Raw genomic sequence first — 16435 nt, forward strand, 5'->3', positions numbered from 1 at the left:
GCCAGCCCGAGCCGCTCGACCAGCTCGGTCGTCGCCGTGGACCGGTTGAGGCAGTAGAAGTGGATCCCGGGGACGCCCTCGGCGAGCAGCCGCTCGCACAGCTCGCCGGTGACCTCCATCCCCGCGGCGCGGAACCCCGCCGCGTCGCCGGAGTAGGGCGCGAGCCGCTCCACCAGTGCTCCCGGCAGCGGTGAGCCGGACAGCTCCGGACCCTTGCGGAAGGTCTTCTCCGAGGTCAGCGGCATGATGCCGGGGATGATCGGCTGGTCGAACCCGGCCGGCGGCGACCCGGTCACGCAGCCGCAGGAAGCCCTCGGGCTCCAGGAACAGCTGGTGACGGCGAGACTCCGCCCCCGCCCGGAACTTCCCGACGAGCCGCTCGGTGTCGGCGTCGAGGTCGGCCGAGCGCGGATGGCCGTAGGGGAACGCGGCGACGCCCACGCAGAACGGGCCGGACCGCTTGATCAGCGCGACCAGCTGGTCGGCGTACTCGAGTCCCTCGGGGTGGGCGACCCACTCGCCGAGCGGGTCGCCGGGCGGGTCCCCGCGCAGCGCCATGATGTTGCGGACACCCGCGGCGGCCAGCGACCCGATCACGTGGCGCAGCTCGTCGGTGGAGTGCGAGACGGCGGTCAGGTGCGCCATCGAGCAGAGCGTGGTGTCGGTGGCGATCCGTTCGACCGTGCGCGGACGGTGCGGTCGCGGCTGGAGCCGCCCGCGCCGTAGGTCACCGAGACGTAGGCGGGGTCGAGCACCTCGAGGCGGCGGATGGCGCGCCACAGCTCCGCCTCGCCCTGGTCGTCCTTCGGCGGGAAGAACTCCACCGCGAAGAAGGGTCGGTCGACGCTGATCCGTTCGGTCACCGTGGATGCGGAACTCGTCGTCACGGCGACGACCTTACGGGGCGCACCACCGGCCGGTCGTCCACCGACGGGTCCGCACCGCCCCCGAGCGGCCATGACGTGCACCACCACCGCATCGACGGGCCGGGTCCGCGGCGCACCGATAGCCTGGTCGTCGTGGCAGACCCCGTCTCCCCCGTCTCCCCGTGTCCGCACCGTCCGGTCCGTCCGGGTCCCCCGGCCCGTCCACGGCAGGTCCGGCTCCCCTGGACGACGCGCTGCCCCAGCACGTGGAACGGGTGCTGGCCGGGTACCTGGACCGCCGGCGCGCCGAGGTGTCGGGCATCGACCCGGTCGTCGTACAGGCCGCCGACGCGCTGGCCGAGTTCGTCCTGGGCGGCGGGAAGCGGCTGCGGCCCACCTTCGCCTGGTGGGGCTGGCGGGGCGCGGGTGGCGACCCGGCCGACCCGCACGCGCAGGGCGTGCTGAGCGCGATCGCGTCGCTGGAGCTGATCCAGGCGTGCGCGCTGGTCCACGACGACCTGATGGACGCCTCCTCGACCCGGCGCGGCCGGCCGACGGTGCACGTCGAGTTCGCCCGGATGCACGCGGCGAACGGCTGGTCGGGCCCGCCGGCCCGGTTCGGTGCCGCCGTCGCGATCCTCGTCGGGGACCTGGCCCAGGTGTGGGCCGACGACATGTTCCACGCCGCCCGCGCTGCCCGAGGGCGCCCACACCCGCGCCGCCGAGCCGTGGCGGGCGATGCGCACCGAGGTGCTGTCTCCGGCCAGTACCTCGACGTGCTGGCCCAGGCCTCCGGGGACACCGCGAGTCGAACGCGCTGACCATCGACCGGTTCAAGACCGCCGCCTACACCGTGGAGCGGCCGCTGCACCTGGGCGCGGCGATCGCCGGGGCCGACCCGCGGGTCGTCGCGGCCTACCGGCGCTACGGCGCCGACATCGGCGTCGCCTTCCAGCTGCGCGACGACCTGCTGGGCGTGTTCGGCGACCCCCGGGTCACCGGCAAGCCCGCCGGGGACGACCTGCGCGAGGGCAAGCGGACCCTGCTGGTCGCCGCGGCCCTGCAGCGGCCGAGCAGCGCGGGGACCGGGCCGCCGCCGACGTCGTCCTCTCCGCGCTCGGCGACCCCGACCTGGACGCCGCGAGCCTGGACCGGGCCCGCTCCGCGCTGTCGGAGCTGGGCGCGGTGCAGTCGGTGGAGCAGCGGATCGCCGCCCTCACCGGCGCCGCGCTCGACGCGCTCGACTCCGCACCGGTCGCCGAACCGGGCCGCTCGCACCTGTTCGAGCTGGCCGAGCGCGCGACCCGACGGGTGGTGAGCGGGGTGCGGCGGATCGAGGGGCACCTCCGACCACGTCGTCGTCGTGGGGGCGGGGCTGGCCGGGCTGTCGACCGGCGCTGCACCTGCTGGGCGCGGGCCGCCGGGTCACGATCGTCGAGCGGGAGGCTTCCCCGGCGGCCGCGCCGGGCGGCTCGACGTGACCGACGCGCACGGGACCTACGCCCTGGACACCGGCCCGACCGTGCTCACCATGCCGGAGCTGCTGGACTCCGCCTTCGCCGCCGTCGGCGAGACGACCGCGGACCGGCTCGACCTCGTCCGGCTCGACCCGGCCTACCGGGCCGAGTTCGCCGACGGCTCGGCCATCGCGGTGCACACCGACGCCGCCGCGATGGAGCACGAGATCCGCGAGCAGTGCGGCCCGGACTCCGCGGCCGGGTACCGGCGGCTGCGCCGCTGGCTCACCGACCTCTACCGCGCCGAGATGGACGACTTCATCGGCGCGAACATGGACTCGCCGCTGTCGCTGCTCGGCCCCGACCTGGCCCGGCTCGCCGCGCTCGGCGGGTTCGGGCGGCTCGGGCGGCGGATCGACCGCCTCCTGCCCGACGAGCGGCTGCGCCGGGTGTTCTCCTTCCAGGCGCTCTACGCCGGGGTCTCCCCGCGACGCGCTCGGCGCCTACGGCGTGATCGCCTACATGGACACGTCGCGGGCGTGTACTTCCCCCGCGGCGGCATGCGGATGATGGGCACCGCGCTGGCCGGCGCGGCCGCCGACGCGGGCGCGGAGATCCACTACGGCCGCACCGTGACCGGCCTGGACCGCTCCGGGGCCGGGTCACCGCGGTCCGGCACACCGGCCCCGACGGCGCCGACGAGTCGCTCACCCCGTGCGACGCGGTCGTGCTCACCCCCGAGCTGCCCGCGGCCTACGCCTGCTCGGCGGGGCGCCCGCGCGCGCCCGGTCGGGCTGCGCTGGTCGCCCAGCGCCGTCGTCGTGCACGCGGGATGCCCGCCCCGCCCCCGGCACCGCGCAGCACCACCACACGATCTCCTTCGGCGGCTCCTGGGCGCACCTTCCGCGAGATCATCGACGAGGGACGCTGATGTCCGACCCGTCGCTGCTGGTCACCCGGCCCGGGCTGACCGACCCGTCGCTGCAGCCCGCGGGCGCGAGGTCATGAGCGTGCTCGCGCCGTGCCCGAACACCGCGGTGGCGCCCGGCATCGACTGGGACCGGGTCGGCCCGGCTACGCCGGGAGCTGTTCGGCGTGCTCGCCGACCGCGGGCTGGTGGACCCCTCCGCGCAGCCGAGCTGGACCCGGATGTGGACCCCGCAGGACTGGGCGGCCGCCGGGATGGCGGCGGGCACGCCGTTCTCGGCGTCGCACACGCTGGCCCAGACCGGCCCGTTCCGGCCGCGCAACCTGGTCCGCGGGACGGCGAACGCGGTGCTCGCCGGGTGCGGCACGACCCCCGGCGTCGGGATCCCGCCGGTGCTGATCTCCGGGCGGCTGGCGGCGGAGCGGATCACCGGTCCGCGCCCGGCCGAGCGCGCCGGGCACGGGGCCGCGGGCACGCACGGGTCACTGAGGAGGGCACTGCTGCGGCGCGGGCGCCGAGTAGGAGCGCCGAGGGGCGTGGAATCATGCTTCCCGACGATGCCCGACCAGCACACACGGACACGATGACGGCTCAGCCCTCGCCCCCGCTCCCCCGCCCGGCGGCACCCGAACCGGTGACGCCGGACCCCGGCACGGGCGCGGTCGTGCCCCCACCCGCCACACCGCGGCCCGCGGGCCCGGCCTGGTCGAGCGGCTCGGCTCGCCGCCACGGGGCGTCCTGCTGCTGGGGCTGGCCGGGACCGTGCTGATGTTCCTCGGCTCGTTCGGCGGCGGCGGGATCCCGATGCGGGACCCGGTGATCGGCAACTCGGCGCTGTCGTTCTGGCGCTACGGCCACGGCGCGATGCTCGCGACGGTCGTGATCTACGTCGGCCTGGTGCTGATGGTGTGGGCGTGGGTGCGGCTGGGCCGCGCCGTGCTCGCCCGCAGCGCCGGCGGCCGCGCGGTGCTGACGACGGCGGCGGTGTGGATGCTGCCGATGCTGGTCACGGCGCCGCTGTTCACCCGCGACCCCTACAGCTACCTCGCCCAGGGCGCGCTGCCGCTGGCCGGGTACGACCCGTACGTCGTCGGGCCGGACACCATGGGCGGGATCTTCACCGACAACGTCCACTTCTTCTGGCAGGACACCCCCGCCCCCTACGGGCCGCTGTTCATCCTGCTCGCGCAGGGCGTGGTCCTGCTCGCCGGCCAGAACGTGCTGCTCGGCGTGTCGTGCTGATGCGGCTGAGCCTGGTCACCGGGCTGCTGCTGCTCGTGGCGGTGCTGCCCGCGCTGACCCGGCGCCTGGCGGGCGTCCCGCGGTCGCGCTGTGGCTGGCCGTGGCGAACCCGGTGATGGTCGTGCACATGGTCGGCGGGGTGCACAACGACCTGCTGGTCGTCGGCCTGCTGCCGCTGGCGGCGCTGCTGGCCCTGCGGGAGCGGTTCGTGTGGGCGATCGTCGTCGCGTCGCTGGCGATGGCGGTGAAGGCCTCGGCGGGATCGTGCTGCCGTTCCTGGTGCTCGTGTGGGCGGCGAAGCTGTCCGGCGGGTTCTGGTCGCGGCTGGTCCGGGCCGGGGTGCCGTCGGTGGCGGTGTTCGGCGTCGTGTTCGGCGGGGCCACCTGGCTCACCGGGTCGGGCTGGGCTGGCTGCCCGCGCTCAGCGCCCCCTCGATGATCGTGAACTGGTTGTCGGTGCCGACCGCCGTCGGGCAGGCGACCGCGAGCGTGGCCGGGATGTTCGCCGGAGGAGGTGAACTCCCAGGCGTTCGTCGACACGTTCCGGTTCATCGGCGCGCTGGTGATGGCTGCACTGATCGCACTGCTGTGGTGGCGCGGCCGCAACGACCCGCGGGCGCGGTGCGCAACGCGGCGATCGCCCTCGCGCTGGCCGCGGTCCTCTCCCCCACCACGCTGCCGTGGTACCTGAGCTGGGGGTTCTGCCTGCTCGCGATGACCCCGTGGAGCGCGCGCGGACTGCAGTGGGTGGTGTTCGGCTCGATCTGGCTGATGATCGTGTACTTCCCCGACGGCGAGACCGCCCTCTACGTGCCGCACTACCTGCTGGCCTGCGCCCTGGCCGGTGTCCTGGCCGCCGTGTCGCTGCTCCGACCGGACCCGCTCGGCCTGCGCCGGAGCACCCCGTCGCCGCCCCGGCCGTGCGCCCGCGACAGGGCCCGCGACACCGCCCGCGACCCAGCCCGCGACCGCCGCCCACCGGCGATGCGGGCGTCCGCGGCTGAGCGGGCCGGGCGCGTCGAGCTCGACGCCGCCGGCCTGACCGACCCGCAGCTGCGCGCGGCCTACGCCGCCTGCCGCGCGCTGCACGCCGAGCACGGGCGCACCTACTTCCTGGCGACCCGGCTGCTGCCCCCGGAGCGACGGGTCGACATCCACGCCCTCTACGGCTTCGCGCGCTTCGCCGACGAGATCGTCGACGACCCCGACGGCGCGGGCGGCGGGGACCCGCACACGCCGGCTCGACGCGCTCGACGCCGAGCTGGCGGCCGCGCTGGCGGGCGCACCGCTGCCCGGCAGCAGGCCCGAGGTCTCGCCGTCGCCGAGACCGCGCGCCGCCACGACCTCGACGCGTCGCTGTTCCGGGACTTCATGGTCTCGATGCGGATGGACCTGACCGTCACCGACTACGCCACCGACGACGAGCTGGCCGTCTACGTGCACGGCTCGGCGGCGGTGATCGGGCTGCAGACGCTGCCGGTGCTCGGGACCGTCGTGCCGCGGGCGAGGCGGAGCCGCACGCCGCGCTGCTGGGCGTGGCGTTCCAGATCACGAACTTCCTGCGCGACGTCGGCGAGGACCTCGACCGCGGCCGGGTGTACCTGCCCGCCGACGAGCTCGCCGCGTTCGGGGTCGACCGGGAGCTGCTGGCCTGGAGCCGGCGCACCGGGCGCCCGGACCCGCGGATCCGCCGCGCCCTGGCCCACCTGGTCGCCCGGACCCGGGCCACCTACCGCCGGGCCGATCCGGGGATCCCGATGCTGGAGCCGGTGTCGCGGGCCTGCGTCGGCGCCGCCGGGTGCTGTACGCGGAGATCCTCGACGAGATCGCCGACGCCGGCTACGACGTGCTGACCCACCGGGTCGCGGTGCCGAACCGGCGCCGGGCCGCCGTCGCGCTGCCCCGGCTCGGCCGGGCGCTGGCCGCCCGCGGGACCAGCTGGCGCGCGACCGCGTCCACCGCGCGCCCGCGCCTGACGGGCCGCGCCCCGCAGGGCACCGGTCAGACCGCGGGGCGGCGGTCAGAAGGCCATGGCCTGGGCGCGGCGCTTGATCTCCTTGTGTCGGCCCGCGCGCAGCGCGGTGATCGGGGCGCCGTCCAGCGACTCCTCCTCGGTGAACAGCCAGCTCAGGATCGCGTCGTCGTCGTAGCCGCCGTCGCGGAGGACGACGATCGTGCCCGGCAACCCGCGCACGACACCGTCGTCGTCGAGCAGCGCGCGGGGGGACGACGACGTCGTGCCCGTCCTTGAACGACAGGAGCTGCCCGTCGCGGACGAGCTGGTGCACCCGGGAGACGGGGATCGACAGGCGGTCGGCCACCTCGGCGACGCTCAGCGTCTCCTCGGTGACAGCGGCGGGGAGGGACTCGTTCACAGCCGGACACTGTCCCACACCGCCCCGGGCGGCGCCGACGCCCACCGCACCGACCGGCACGGGGCCCCGGCGCCGACCACCTGCACGACCGCCGGGATCCCCACCGGTAACCTGACCCGCGATGAGCTCACCGTCCGGTCCGGCCGATCCCGGCCCCCGGGTGGGGCCGGGCGGCTCGCCGCCGACGGCCCCGGCGAGGTGCTGCTCGACGGTCGCTACCGGGTCGGCCCGGTGCTGGCCCGCGGCGGCATGTCGACGGTGCACCACGGCACCGACACCCGTCTCGAACGCGCCGTCGCGATCAAGGTGATGGACCCGCGGATGGCCGGGGACCACGCCTTCCGCACCCGGTTCGACCGGGAGGCCCGCTGGCGGCGCGGATCGACCACCCGTGCGTCGTCGCCGTCTACGACCGGGGCACCGTGCCGCGGGCCCGCTGGGCGAGGCCAGCCTGTTCGTCGTCATGGAGCTGGTCGACGGCGGCACCCTGCGCGACGTGCTGCGCGCCCGCGGCGCACTCGGGCTCCCCGCCGCGGTGCGGGTGCTCGAACCGGTCCTCGCCGGGTGGCCCGCGCGCACCGGCTCGGCATGGTGCACCGGGACGTGAAACCGGAGAACGTGCTGATCTCCTCCGGCGGCGAGGTGAAGGTGGCCGACTTCGGCCTGCTCACCGCGGCCGCCGAGGCCGGGGTCAGCCACGCGGGATGATCCTCGGGACGATGGCCTACCTCTCCCCCGAGCAGGTCGTGTCCGGTCGCGCCGACGGCCGCAGCGACGTCTACGCCGCCGGCGTCGTGCTCTACGAGATGCTGACCGGGCAGCCGCCCTACACCGCCGACAACCCGCTGTCGGTGGCCTACCGGCACGTGAACGAGGACGTGCCGCCGCCGTCGGCGCTGGTCCCGGGCCTGCCGCCGGCCGTGGACGCGCTCGTCGCCCGGGCCACCTCGCGGGACCCCGAGCAGCGCCCGGTCGACGCGGAGCACTTCCGCCGCGAGCTGCTGGACATGGCCGACCGGCTGGGCCTGCCCCGGACCGCCACGCCGCGCCCGCCCGGCCCGCCGCCCCCGACGACGGCGCCACCCTCCCCGCCGGACCGCTGCGCCACCGCCGCTCGACGCCGCCGCACCGGGCCCCGGCGGCACCCGGGTGCAGACCCGGACCCGCGGCGCGCACGGCACCGCCGTCACCCCCGCCGGTCAGCCGGAGCCGATGACCCGCGAGGAGCTGGCCGGGCGCCGTCGTGGCCGCCGGGTGTTCGCGCTGTGGATGGTGCTGCTCCTGCTGCTGGCCGCGCTGGCCGGGACGGGCGCCTGGTGGCTCGGGTCGGGCCGCTGGACCACGATGCCCGCGGTCACCGGCCTGGACCGGGAGCAGGCGACCGCGCTGGTCGCCGAGTCCGACCTGACCCCCACCGTCACCGAACGCGCCGACGACGACGTGGCCCCGACCGGGTCGCGCAGGTGGACCCGGCTCCGGAGACCCGGTGCTGCGCGGCACCACGGTCACCCTGGTGGTGTCCACCGGCCGGCCCGCGGTCCCCGACGTGCCCGCCGGCAGTGCCGTGGCCACCGCGGAGGACGCCGTGCGCCGCGCCGGGCTGACCCCGGTGCGTCCACGACCGCGCCGGGAGTTCAGCGCCGAGGTCCCCGCCGGTGCGGTGATCCGGACCGACCCGCCCGCCGGGACCCGGCTCGCCGGGCGGCGCGGCGGTCACCCTCGTCACCAGCCGCGGTGCCGAGCCCGCCCCGCCCCGACGACCGCGCCGCCCGTCGCGAGACCGCGCCCCCGGTGCCGTTCGTCATCGGGATGCGCGCCGACGAGGCCGAGGCCCTGCTGCGCCAGGCGGCTTCGAGGTCGAGTCGAGCGCAGCTTCCCGTTCGGCCGCGCCGCCGACGGCGTCATCGGGCAGGACCCGGGCTCGGGCAGCGACGCCGAACCGGGCGACACCATCACGCTCACCGTCCTCTGAGCCCGGCCCTCGAACCGGGCGCTCCGGGACGTGCGCTCCGGGCTGCGCGCTCCGAGCCGGATGCTCAGGGCCGGGCGACACAGTGGACACCGGCCGCGGGCCGGAACCCGCGGGGCGGGAACCGGTGTCCCGGCCGGGTGGCGGCCGGCCGGGACACCGGCGTTCGAGGGGCCTACAGCCCGAAGCGGTGCGCTCGGCGTCGCCGATCGGGGCAGCTGCGCCCCGGCGACGGTGACCGCGAGGGCACCGGCGCGCACGGCGTAGCGCGCGGCGTCCGGCAGGTCGTCCCCCGCGGCGAGCCGCACGGCGACGGCCGCCAGGAACGCGTCGCCCGAGCCGGTGGTGTCCACCACTCGGCCCGTATCGCATCCACTGTGGACACCGTAGCGCTCGTCGCGTCGTGCACCTCGCAGCCCGCGGCCCCGCGTGTCACGACCGACCGGGGCACCGGGTGCTCCCCCAGCAGCGCGGCCTCGTGCTCGTTGACCACGAGCACGTCGGTGGCGGCGAGCAGCTCGGGGGCACCGGGGCGTAGGGCGAGAGGTTCAGCACCACCGTGGTCCCGGCGGCGCGGGCGGCCCGGGCGGCGGCCAGCACCGTCGGGGTGGGGATCTCCAGGCACAGGGTCAGCACCGCGACGTCGTCGAAGGCGGCAGGTCCCCGGCTCCAGGGTGGCGTTGGCCCCGGCGAGACGACGATCGTGTTGTCGCCCGCGGCGTCGACGGTGATGACCGCGGTGCCGGTGGCCGTGCCGGTCCGCACCGCGACCCGGTCGACGTCGGCACCCGCGGCGGCGACGGCGTCGCGGACGGTCCGGCCGTGGTCGTCGTCGCCGACGCGCCGACCATGCCCACGCCGACCCCGACCCCGGCACCGGCCCCGAGCCGGGCGGCGGCGACGGCCTGGTTGGCCCCCTTGCCGCCGGGGCCCACCGTCAGGTCCGACCCGGCCACGGTCTCCCCCGGCCCGGGGAAGCGCTCGGTGCGCACCACCAGGTCGGCGTTGAGCGAGCCGACGACCAGCACCCGGCTCATCGGGCGTCCACCACGTCGTGCGCGGCGCCGGTCTCGGCCGCGGCAGGGCGCGGGATGAGCAGCGACAGCGCGAACGCGCCCGCGGTGCACGCGGCCCCGACAGCATGCCCGCGGTGTAGCCGCCGACCCCGGTCTGCTCGGCCCGCGCCGACGGCGACCTGCACCGCGGGCAGCACCACGAAGCTGATCCCGGCGCCGAGGTTGAACGCGCCGGCGTTGAGCCCGGGAGCATGCCGGGCCGGTCGGCGGGCGAGAGCAGCACGCCCAGGCCGTTGAGCATGATGTTGGCGATGCCGGCGTAGGTGACGCCGAGCAGCAGCGTCGCGACGACCAGCACCGCGAACGAGTGCACCCCCACGACCGCCAGCAGCACGGTGGCGACGACGCTGCCGGCCAGCCCGACCCGCAGCACGGTGCGGTAGCCGAGCACCGGGGCCAGCCGACCGGCGAACGGCCCGACCAGCCAGCCGATCAGCGCGTAGGGGGCGAGCAGGGCGAGTGCGGTGAGGTCCGCACCGAGCCCGAACCCGGCCGTGGGGTTCTGGGCGATCGAGGCGACCAGGCCGTTGACCACGGCGAACACCCCGGTCACGGTCAGCAGCGTGGTGCCGAGCGTGGCCCAGGTGGCGCGCCGGCGCAGGTCCTCGGGCGCGACGAGCGGCTGCGCGGTGCGGCCCTGCAGCCGCCAGAACACCACCGCGGCGACGACGGCGAGCAGCGCGTACCCGGCGACCCGGCCCCAGCGCGCGTCGGACAGCGCGGCGGCCTCGTCGAAGGCCAGCAGCAGCGCGCCGACCGCGACGACCAGCGGGACGACCCCGCGCCAGTCCATCCGGGTGCCCTGCGAGGGGCGGGACTCCACGCCCCACACGGCGACGAGCACCAGCGCGACGACGGTGACCGCGGCGATGACCCAGAAGATCGAGCGGAAGCCGTGGTGGGTGGCCAGCCAGCCGCCGAGCAGCGCGTCGAGACCGGCGACGCCGCCGTTCACGGCGGTGATCAGCCCGAGCACGATCCCGTAGCGGCGCGGGTCGGCGATCTCGCTGCGCAGCATGAGCAGGCAGATCGGGACGACCGGCCCGGTGATGCCCTGCAGGGCCCGACCGGCGAACAGCATCGGCACGCTGACGGCGAGGGCGGCGACGACGCTGCCGACCAGCATGACCGCGAGCATCACCAGCAGCACCCGCGGCGCCCCGCGATGTCGGACAGCCGCGGCAGGAACAGCGAGAACATCGCCGCGAGGGTGAAGAACATCGTCTGGGACAGGCCGACGGTGGCGTCGTCGGTGCCCAGCTCGCGGGCCATGGTGACCAGTGCGGGGCTGAGCATGGAGGCGTTGAGCTGGAACGCCACGCAGGCGGCCAGCACCGCCACGACGAGCGTGACGACCGGGCGGCGGTCGGGGGTGGTCATGCGATCTGCTCCGTTGCGTGAGGAGGGCGGGGGCCGGGTCGCCGGGATGGTGCGCAGCGCGTCCACGACGAGCTCCCAGAAGCGGGCGTGGTCGAGCTCCAGCGCGGCGTGGGTGCGGCACCCCCGCGGGGCCGGACCGCGCCGGTCGGCGACCGTCATCCCGGTGGTGTGCCGGCCCGCGGTCTCGACGACGATCGGCATCGGGAACGCCCGCACGATCGTGGGGTCGATGACGTGGGCGACGGCGCACGGGTCGTGGACCGGCGGGGCGTCGAAGCCCTGCACGTCGCGGTAGGTGGCGGCGAAGAAGTCGAGCAGCTCGTCGACGAAGCGCGCCGGGCCGGTCCCGACGGCGCGGATCGCGCGGCGCACCTCGGGACCGGCCAGCGCCTGGTGGGTCAGGTCGAGCCCGACCATGACCACCTCCCAGCCCGCCTCGAACACGATCGCGGCGGCCTCGGGGTCGATGGCGATGTTGAACTCGGCCACCGGGGTCCGGTTGCCGACGGCGACGCCGCCGCCCATCAGCACCACCCGCTTGACCCGTCGACGATCTCGGGGGCGCGCCGGGCGGCGAGCGCGATGTTGGTCAGCCCGCCGGTGGGGACGAGGGTGACCGTGCCCGGCTCGTGGGCGAGCACGGTCTCCACGATGAGGTCCACGGCGTGGGTGTCCACCGTGGTGAACGCCGGTGCGGGCAGCTCCGGGCCGTCCAGCCCGGTCTCGCCGTGGATGTCGGCGGCGACGGCGATCTCCCGCAGCAGCGGGCGGTCGGCGCCGGCCGCGAACGGCACGCCGGTGATCCCGGCCAGGGTCGCGACCGACAGCGCGTTGCGGGTCACCTTGTCCAGCGTCTGGTTCCCGACGACCGTGGTGACGGCGAGCAGCTCGATCCGCGGGTCGCCGTGGGCGAGCAGCAGCGCGATCGCGTCGTCGTGGCCCGGATCGCAGTCCAGGACGATCTTCTCGGTCATCTCCGGTGTCCTACCTCGTCGTCGCGGCCGTCCGGGGCGCTCCGGACGTGTCGACTGTGACTGGTCAAGCGCTTGATGTGTGGCGCGTCCGGGTACGCTCGCCCAATGGTAGGACCGGTGGGCCGGCGGGTGACGGCGGCGATGGTGGCCCGGCGGGCGGGGACGAGCGTGTCCACCGTGTCGCTGGTGGTGAACGGCAAGTCGCGCGGACGGGTGTCGGCGGTGATCACCGACCGGGTCCGGGCCGCGGTCGACGAGCTGGGCTACGTGGTCGACCACGCGGCGAGCTCGCTCGCCCGCGGTACCACCGACCTCGTCGTGCTGCTCGCCCCCGATCTCCCCAACCCCTACTTCGGGCGGGTCACCACCGGGATCCGGGAGGCGCTGGGTAGCAGGCACCCGCTGATGCTGTCGGTGATCGAGGGCGGCGAACAGCCCGGCGCCGACGACGTCCGCCGGGTCGCGGCGTTCCGGCCGGCCGGGCTGCTGGTGCACGCGCCGTCGCCGACGTTCCTCGACGACCTCGAGCCGGGCGGCCCGCCGATGGTCCTGATGGACGCCCCCGGTTTCGAGAGCCGCGCGGCGACGGTGACCTTCGACCTGGAGCCGGGCGTGCGCGCGTTGGTCGCGCACCTCGCCGCGGCCGGGCACACGACGATCGCCTACCTGGAGGGGTCGACGCCCTCGGCCACCTTCACCGTGCGCCGCGAGCTGCTCTCCCGGGTCGCCGCCGCGCACGGCCTGCGGGTCCTCGACGACGGCACCCGCGCCGGGCTGACCCTCGACTCGGCCGCCGACGTCAGCGCCGAGGCACTGCCGCGCTGGCGGGCGGGCGGGGCGACCGCGGTCGTCGCGGCGGCGGACACGATGGCCTACGGCGTCCTGGCCGCCGCGCACCGGCTCGGGCTGGACGTGCCGGGGGACATCGCCGTCGCCGGGTTCGACGACCTGCCGTACTCGCAGGTGACGGCGCCGGCGCTGACGAGCGTGGCACTGCCCGCCGAGGAGCTCGGCCGGGCCGCCGCGCAGCGCCTGGCCGGGTGCTCGCCGCGCCGACGGCTACGGCGCGTCGCCCCGCCTGCCGTCCGGCCTGGCGGCCCGGGCCAGCACCGGCGCCTGATCCCGGGCCCCCGCGCGTCGGCGTGCGAGCGCCCTTCCCGTCGATCAGTACCTGAGGCGGCGTCCGGACCGGCCGGACAGCGCTGAGGTACTGATCGACGGGTACTGATCGAGGGCGGCAGGTCAGCCGCGCAGCATCCTCCGCGACTAGGAACGCCAGCTCCAGGCTCTGCTGGGTGTTCAGCCGCGGGTCGCAAGCGGTCTCGTACCGGCCGGCGAGGTCGGTGTCGGAGATCCGCTGCGCACCCCCGAGGCACTCGGTGACGTCCTCGCCGGTGACCTCGACGTGGATGCCGCCGGGGTGGGTGCCGAGCGAGCGGTGCACCTCGAAGAAGCCCTGCACCTCGTCGACGATCCGGTCGAAGTGCCGGGTCTTGTAGCCGGTCGAGGCCTCGTGGGTGTTGCCGTGCATCGGGTCGCACTGCCAGATGACCTTGTGCCCGGAGGCGGTGATTCTTCTCGACGATCGCCGGGAGCACGTCGCGGACCTTGTCGTTGCCCATCCGGGAGATGAGCGACAGCCGGCCGGGCGGTTGTGCGGGTCGAGCCGCTCGACGTACTCGACGGCCTGGTCGGGCGTCGTCGTCGGGCCGATCTTCATCCCGATCGGGTTGGCCAGCAGCTCCGCGAACGCGACGTGCGCGCCGTCGAGCTGGCGGGTCCGCTCCCCGATCCAGAGGAAGTGCGTCGACAGGTCGTAGAGCTTCGGGGCCTCCCGCCGGTGGGGTCGCGCCGAGGTCCAGGCGCAGCATGGCGCGCTCGTAGTCCAGCCCAGCGCCTCGTGGCTGGCGTAGAACTCGACCTGGTGCAGGTTGTGGTCGCGCACCCCGCAGGCGTCCATGAAGCGGACCGCGCGGTCGATCTCGGCGGCGACGGCCTCGTAGCGCACGCCCGCGCGCGGCGGAGGTGCGGACGAAGTCCTTGTTCCAGTCGTGCACCTTGGACAGGTCGGCCAGCCCGGTCGCGGTCAGGCCGCGGACCAGGTTCATCGCCGCGGAGGCGTTCGCGTAGGCGCGCACCATGCGCGACGGGTCCGGGATCCGGCCCTGCGGGTCCGGGGCGAGACCGTTGACGATGTCCCCGCGGTAGGACGGCAGCCCGGCCGCGTCGATCGGGGAGCTGCGCGGCTTGGCGTACTGCCCGGCGATCCGGCCGACCTTGACCACCGGCATCGAGGCACCGTAGGTCAGGACGACGGCCATCTGCAGCAACGTGCGGATCGTCGCCCGGATGTGCGGCTCGGTGTTGTCGACGAAGGTCTCGGCGCAGTCGCCGCCCTGCAGCAGGAACGCCTCGCCGTTCGCGACGTCGGCGAGCCGGGACTGCAGCCGGTCGACCTCGGGCGGCAGCACCACCGGCGGGACGGACTCGAGGACCTTCCGCACGTCGCCCACCTGCGACGGGTCGGGCCACTCGGGCTGCTGGGCGGCAGGGCGGGAGAGCGCGTCGTCCAGCGCGGAGCGCAGGTCCGCGGGCAGCGGCGGCAGCTCCGGAGGACGTCGATCGGCGCGTCGACGGACCAGTTCACGTGGTCCAGCCTAGGCCGCGGCCGATCCCTACCGGGGCGCGGCCCCCGTCGCGAGGGTCTCGGCGATCACTTCCCAGCGCCGCAGGTTGTGCCGGGCGTCGGCGAGCGCGTCGTGCGCCTGGGCGGGCGGCGGGGGCAGTGCCGGGCGGCCCGCGTCCTCCCACCGCTGGCGCAGCTCACGGGTGAAGCGCGGGATCGGGCGCGGCAGCGCGGGCATCGCGCCCCACAGCTGGCACAGCGCGACGTGGTCGTAGGCGGCGATCCAGGCCCCAGCTCGACGTCGCCGGGCGCACCGGTGCAGAAGTCGAGGATCTCCTCGCGCATCCGGGCCCGCGACATCCAGGCCCGGTCGCTGGGCGGGGCAGCTTGGGCAGGACGTTGGCCCGCACCCACTTGCCCGCCCGGTCCGGGTCGAACTCGGTGGACACGGCGTAGAACTCGCGGCCGTCCTCGCCGACGATCCCGATCGACACCAGGTCGATCGTCGTGCCGTCCTCGATGAACTCGGTGTCGTAGAAGAAGCGCATGGTGCCGTCCTGTCTACCGGAGCCGGTCAGGAGGCGCGGGAGTCGGGCACGTTCGCGTCCGGCCGCGGCAGGCTCTGGCGCGACGGGGCCGGCGGCGGCGCACCGGCCGCGGCCTTCTCCTTGACCGACGCCGCGTACAGGTCGACGTAGGTCTGCCCGGACAGCTCCATCAGCGCGTACATGATCTCGTCGGTCATGGAGCGCTCGATGAACCGGTCCCCCGCCATGCCCTCGTAGCGGGAGAAGTCCAGCGGCTCGCCGATCACGATCCGCACCTTGCGCGGGCGCCACATCTTCGAGCCGATGGGGTTGACCTTGTCGGTCCCCACCATGGCGACCGGGATGACCGGCACGCCGGCCTCCAGCGCCATCCGGGCGACGCCGGTCTTGCCCTTGTAGAGCCGCCCGTCGGGCGAGCGGGTGCCCTCCGGGTAGATGCCGAGCAGCTTGCCCTCGTTCAGCAGCCGCACCGCGGTGTCCATCGCGGCGCGCGCCGCGGACCCCGCCAGACCGGTCCACCGGGACCTGCCCGACGCCGGTGAAGAACTGCTTCTTGAACCAGCCGCGGATCCCGGGCTCGGTGAAGTACTCGCGCTTGGCGAGGAAGGTCACCCGCCGCGGCAGCATCAGCGGCAGGAAGAAGGAGTCGGCCACCGCGAGGTGGTTGCTGGCGAGGATCGCGCCGGAGCCGGCGGGCACGTTCTCGGCGCCGCGCACCTCCGGCCGGCAGAACAGCCTCATCAACGGGCCGAGCAGCACGAACTTGGACCCCAGTACAGCACCCTGCGCTGCCTCCCTACCGACTTCGGCGACAGCCTACGGAGCGTCGACACCCTCCTCACAACGGGGCTGTGGTCACCGGTGGTCGGGCGCGCCCCGCGGTGGCCCGCGCGGGCCGTGGGCGGTTGTCGGGCGGACAAACCGGCCGTGACAGGATGGGGAGCCGCCGCGAGCGGGGAGGGACGGACCGGTATGAGCTCCGCAGACCCCGCGCG

The 16435-nt window shown here is 75.5% G+C and carries 10 protein-coding genes and 13 pseudogenes; 11 read left to right on the forward strand and 12 right to left on the reverse strand.

What is annotated here, in order from left to right:
- Window positions 1–863, reverse strand: a pseudogene (locus KPL57_RS60685) (methylenetetrahydrofolate reductase); the annotation flags it as partial.
- Between the two features lie 185 nt (window positions 864–1048).
- Here KPL57_RS60685 and KPL57_RS68700 point away from each other — a divergent pair.
- From KPL57_RS68700 to KPL57_RS60715, 7 genes and pseudogenes are all read left to right on the forward strand, one after another.
- The gene (locus KPL57_RS68700; RefSeq protein WP_308253292.1) at window positions 1049–1687 is read left to right on the forward strand and encodes a polyprenyl synthetase family protein; all 639 of its coding nucleotides are present in this window, start codon (window positions 1049–1051) and stop codon (window positions 1685–1687) included.
- 32 nt (window positions 1688–1719) lie between these two features.
- Complete coding sequence (locus KPL57_RS68705) at window positions 1720–2184, forward strand: polyprenyl synthetase family protein (RefSeq protein ID WP_308253294.1); 465 nt, start codon at window positions 1720–1722, stop codon at window positions 2182–2184.
- A 45-nt stretch (window positions 2185–2229) separates the two neighbouring features.
- A pseudogene (gene crtI / locus KPL57_RS73395) lies at window positions 2230–3685 on the forward strand (phytoene desaturase family protein); the annotation flags it as partial.
- A gap of 334 nt (window positions 3686–4019) precedes the next feature.
- Window positions 4020–4493, forward strand: coding sequence for a polyprenol phosphomannose-dependent alpha 1,6 mannosyltransferase MptB (gene mptB, locus KPL57_RS60705; RefSeq protein ID WP_264199975.1), 474 nt, complete (start codon window positions 4020–4022; stop codon window positions 4491–4493).
- Entirely contained in the window at window positions 4487–4609 is a 123-nt protein-coding gene (locus KPL57_RS68710) for a hypothetical protein (protein ID WP_264199976.1), read from the forward strand. The genes mptB and KPL57_RS68710 overlap by 7 nt, the downstream gene beginning before the upstream one ends.
- 94 nt (window positions 4610–4703) lie before the next feature.
- Window positions 4704–4931 carry a hypothetical protein gene (locus KPL57_RS60710; RefSeq protein ID WP_226358934.1) on the forward strand — a complete coding sequence of 76 codons (228 nt, stop codon included), beginning with the start codon at window positions 4704–4706 and terminating at the stop codon, window positions 4929–4931.
- Between the two features lie 545 nt (window positions 4932–5476).
- Window positions 5477–6419, forward strand: a pseudogene (locus KPL57_RS60715) (phytoene/squalene synthase family protein); the annotation flags it as partial.
- Window positions 6420–6512: 93 nt separating this feature from the next.
- On the opposite strand, the gene KPL57_RS60720 reads toward KPL57_RS60715, so the two are convergent.
- Together KPL57_RS60720 and KPL57_RS73400 are read right to left on the reverse strand one after the other, a co-directional pair.
- The gene (locus KPL57_RS60720) at window positions 6513–6677 is read right to left on the reverse strand and encodes an Rv2175c family DNA-binding protein (RefSeq protein ID WP_264199983.1); all 165 of its coding nucleotides are present in this window, start codon (window positions 6675–6677) and stop codon (window positions 6513–6515) included.
- 97 nt (window positions 6678–6774) lie between these two features.
- Window positions 6775–7332, reverse strand: a pseudogene (locus KPL57_RS73400) (hypothetical protein); the annotation flags it as partial.
- Window positions 7333–7455: 123 nt separating this feature from the next.
- Here KPL57_RS73400 and KPL57_RS73405 point away from each other — a divergent pair.
- The 3 genes from KPL57_RS73405 to KPL57_RS73410 are packed head-to-tail and all read left to right on the forward strand — an operon-like array spanning window position 7456 to window position 8839.
- The gene (locus KPL57_RS73405; RefSeq protein ID WP_264199984.1) at window positions 7456–7575 is read left to right on the forward strand and encodes a protein kinase; all 120 of its coding nucleotides are present in this window, start codon (window positions 7456–7458) and stop codon (window positions 7573–7575) included.
- Between the two features lie 11 nt (window positions 7576–7586).
- Window positions 7587–8471 carry a protein kinase gene (locus KPL57_RS60725; RefSeq protein WP_264199977.1) on the forward strand — a complete coding sequence of 295 codons (885 nt, stop codon included), beginning with the start codon at window positions 7587–7589 and terminating at the stop codon, window positions 8469–8471.
- Entirely contained in the window at window positions 8453–8839 is a 387-nt protein-coding gene (locus KPL57_RS73410) for a PASTA domain-containing protein (RefSeq protein WP_374203963.1), read from the forward strand. The genes KPL57_RS60725 and KPL57_RS73410 overlap by 19 nt, the downstream gene beginning before the upstream one ends.
- 221 nt (window positions 8840–9060) lie before the next feature.
- Here KPL57_RS73410 and KPL57_RS73415 read toward each other — a convergent pair.
- The 5 pseudogenes from KPL57_RS73415 to KPL57_RS73420 all read right to left on the reverse strand — a co-directional run.
- A pseudogene (locus KPL57_RS73415) lies at window positions 9061–9252 on the reverse strand (PfkB family carbohydrate kinase); the annotation flags it as partial.
- A 16-nt stretch (window positions 9253–9268) separates the two neighbouring features.
- A pseudogene (locus KPL57_RS71270) lies at window positions 9269–9619 on the reverse strand (hypothetical protein); the annotation flags it as partial.
- 143 nt (window positions 9620–9762) lie between these two features.
- Window positions 9763–9873, reverse strand: a pseudogene (locus tag KPL57_RS71275) (ribokinase); the annotation flags it as partial.
- Between the two features lie 289 nt (window positions 9874–10162).
- Window positions 10163–11050: pseudogene (locus KPL57_RS60740) on the reverse strand (MFS transporter); the annotation flags it as partial.
- A pseudogene (locus tag KPL57_RS73420) lies at window positions 11050–12266 on the reverse strand (nucleoside hydrolase). The pseudogenes KPL57_RS73420 and KPL57_RS60740, both read right to left, overlap by 1 nt.
- A gap of 105 nt (window positions 12267–12371) precedes the next feature.
- On the opposite strand from KPL57_RS73420, the gene KPL57_RS60750 reads away from it, so the two are divergent.
- The gene (locus KPL57_RS60750) at window positions 12372–13472 is read left to right on the forward strand and encodes a LacI family DNA-binding transcriptional regulator (RefSeq protein ID WP_226358936.1); all 1101 of its coding nucleotides are present in this window, start codon (window positions 12372–12374) and stop codon (window positions 13470–13472) included.
- Window positions 13473–13587: 115 nt separating this feature from the next.
- Here KPL57_RS60750 and KPL57_RS73425 read toward each other — a convergent pair.
- The 4 pseudogenes from KPL57_RS73425 to KPL57_RS60765 all read right to left on the reverse strand — a co-directional run.
- Window positions 13588–14226, reverse strand: a pseudogene (locus KPL57_RS73425) (3-deoxy-7-phosphoheptulonate synthase); the annotation flags it as partial.
- 109 nt (window positions 14227–14335) lie between these two features.
- Window positions 14336–14779: pseudogene (locus tag KPL57_RS73430) on the reverse strand (3-deoxy-7-phosphoheptulonate synthase); the annotation flags it as partial.
- A gap of 162 nt (window positions 14780–14941) precedes the next feature.
- Window positions 14942–15440 (reverse strand): annotated as a pseudogene (locus tag KPL57_RS60760) (polyadenylate-specific 3'-exoribonuclease AS).
- Window positions 15441–15466: 26 nt separating this feature from the next.
- Window positions 15467–16222 (reverse strand): annotated as a pseudogene (locus KPL57_RS60765) (lysophospholipid acyltransferase family protein).
- Between the last annotated feature and the right edge of the window lie 213 nt (window positions 16223–16435).

This window comes from Pseudonocardia sp. ICBG601, from assembly GCF_020496245.1.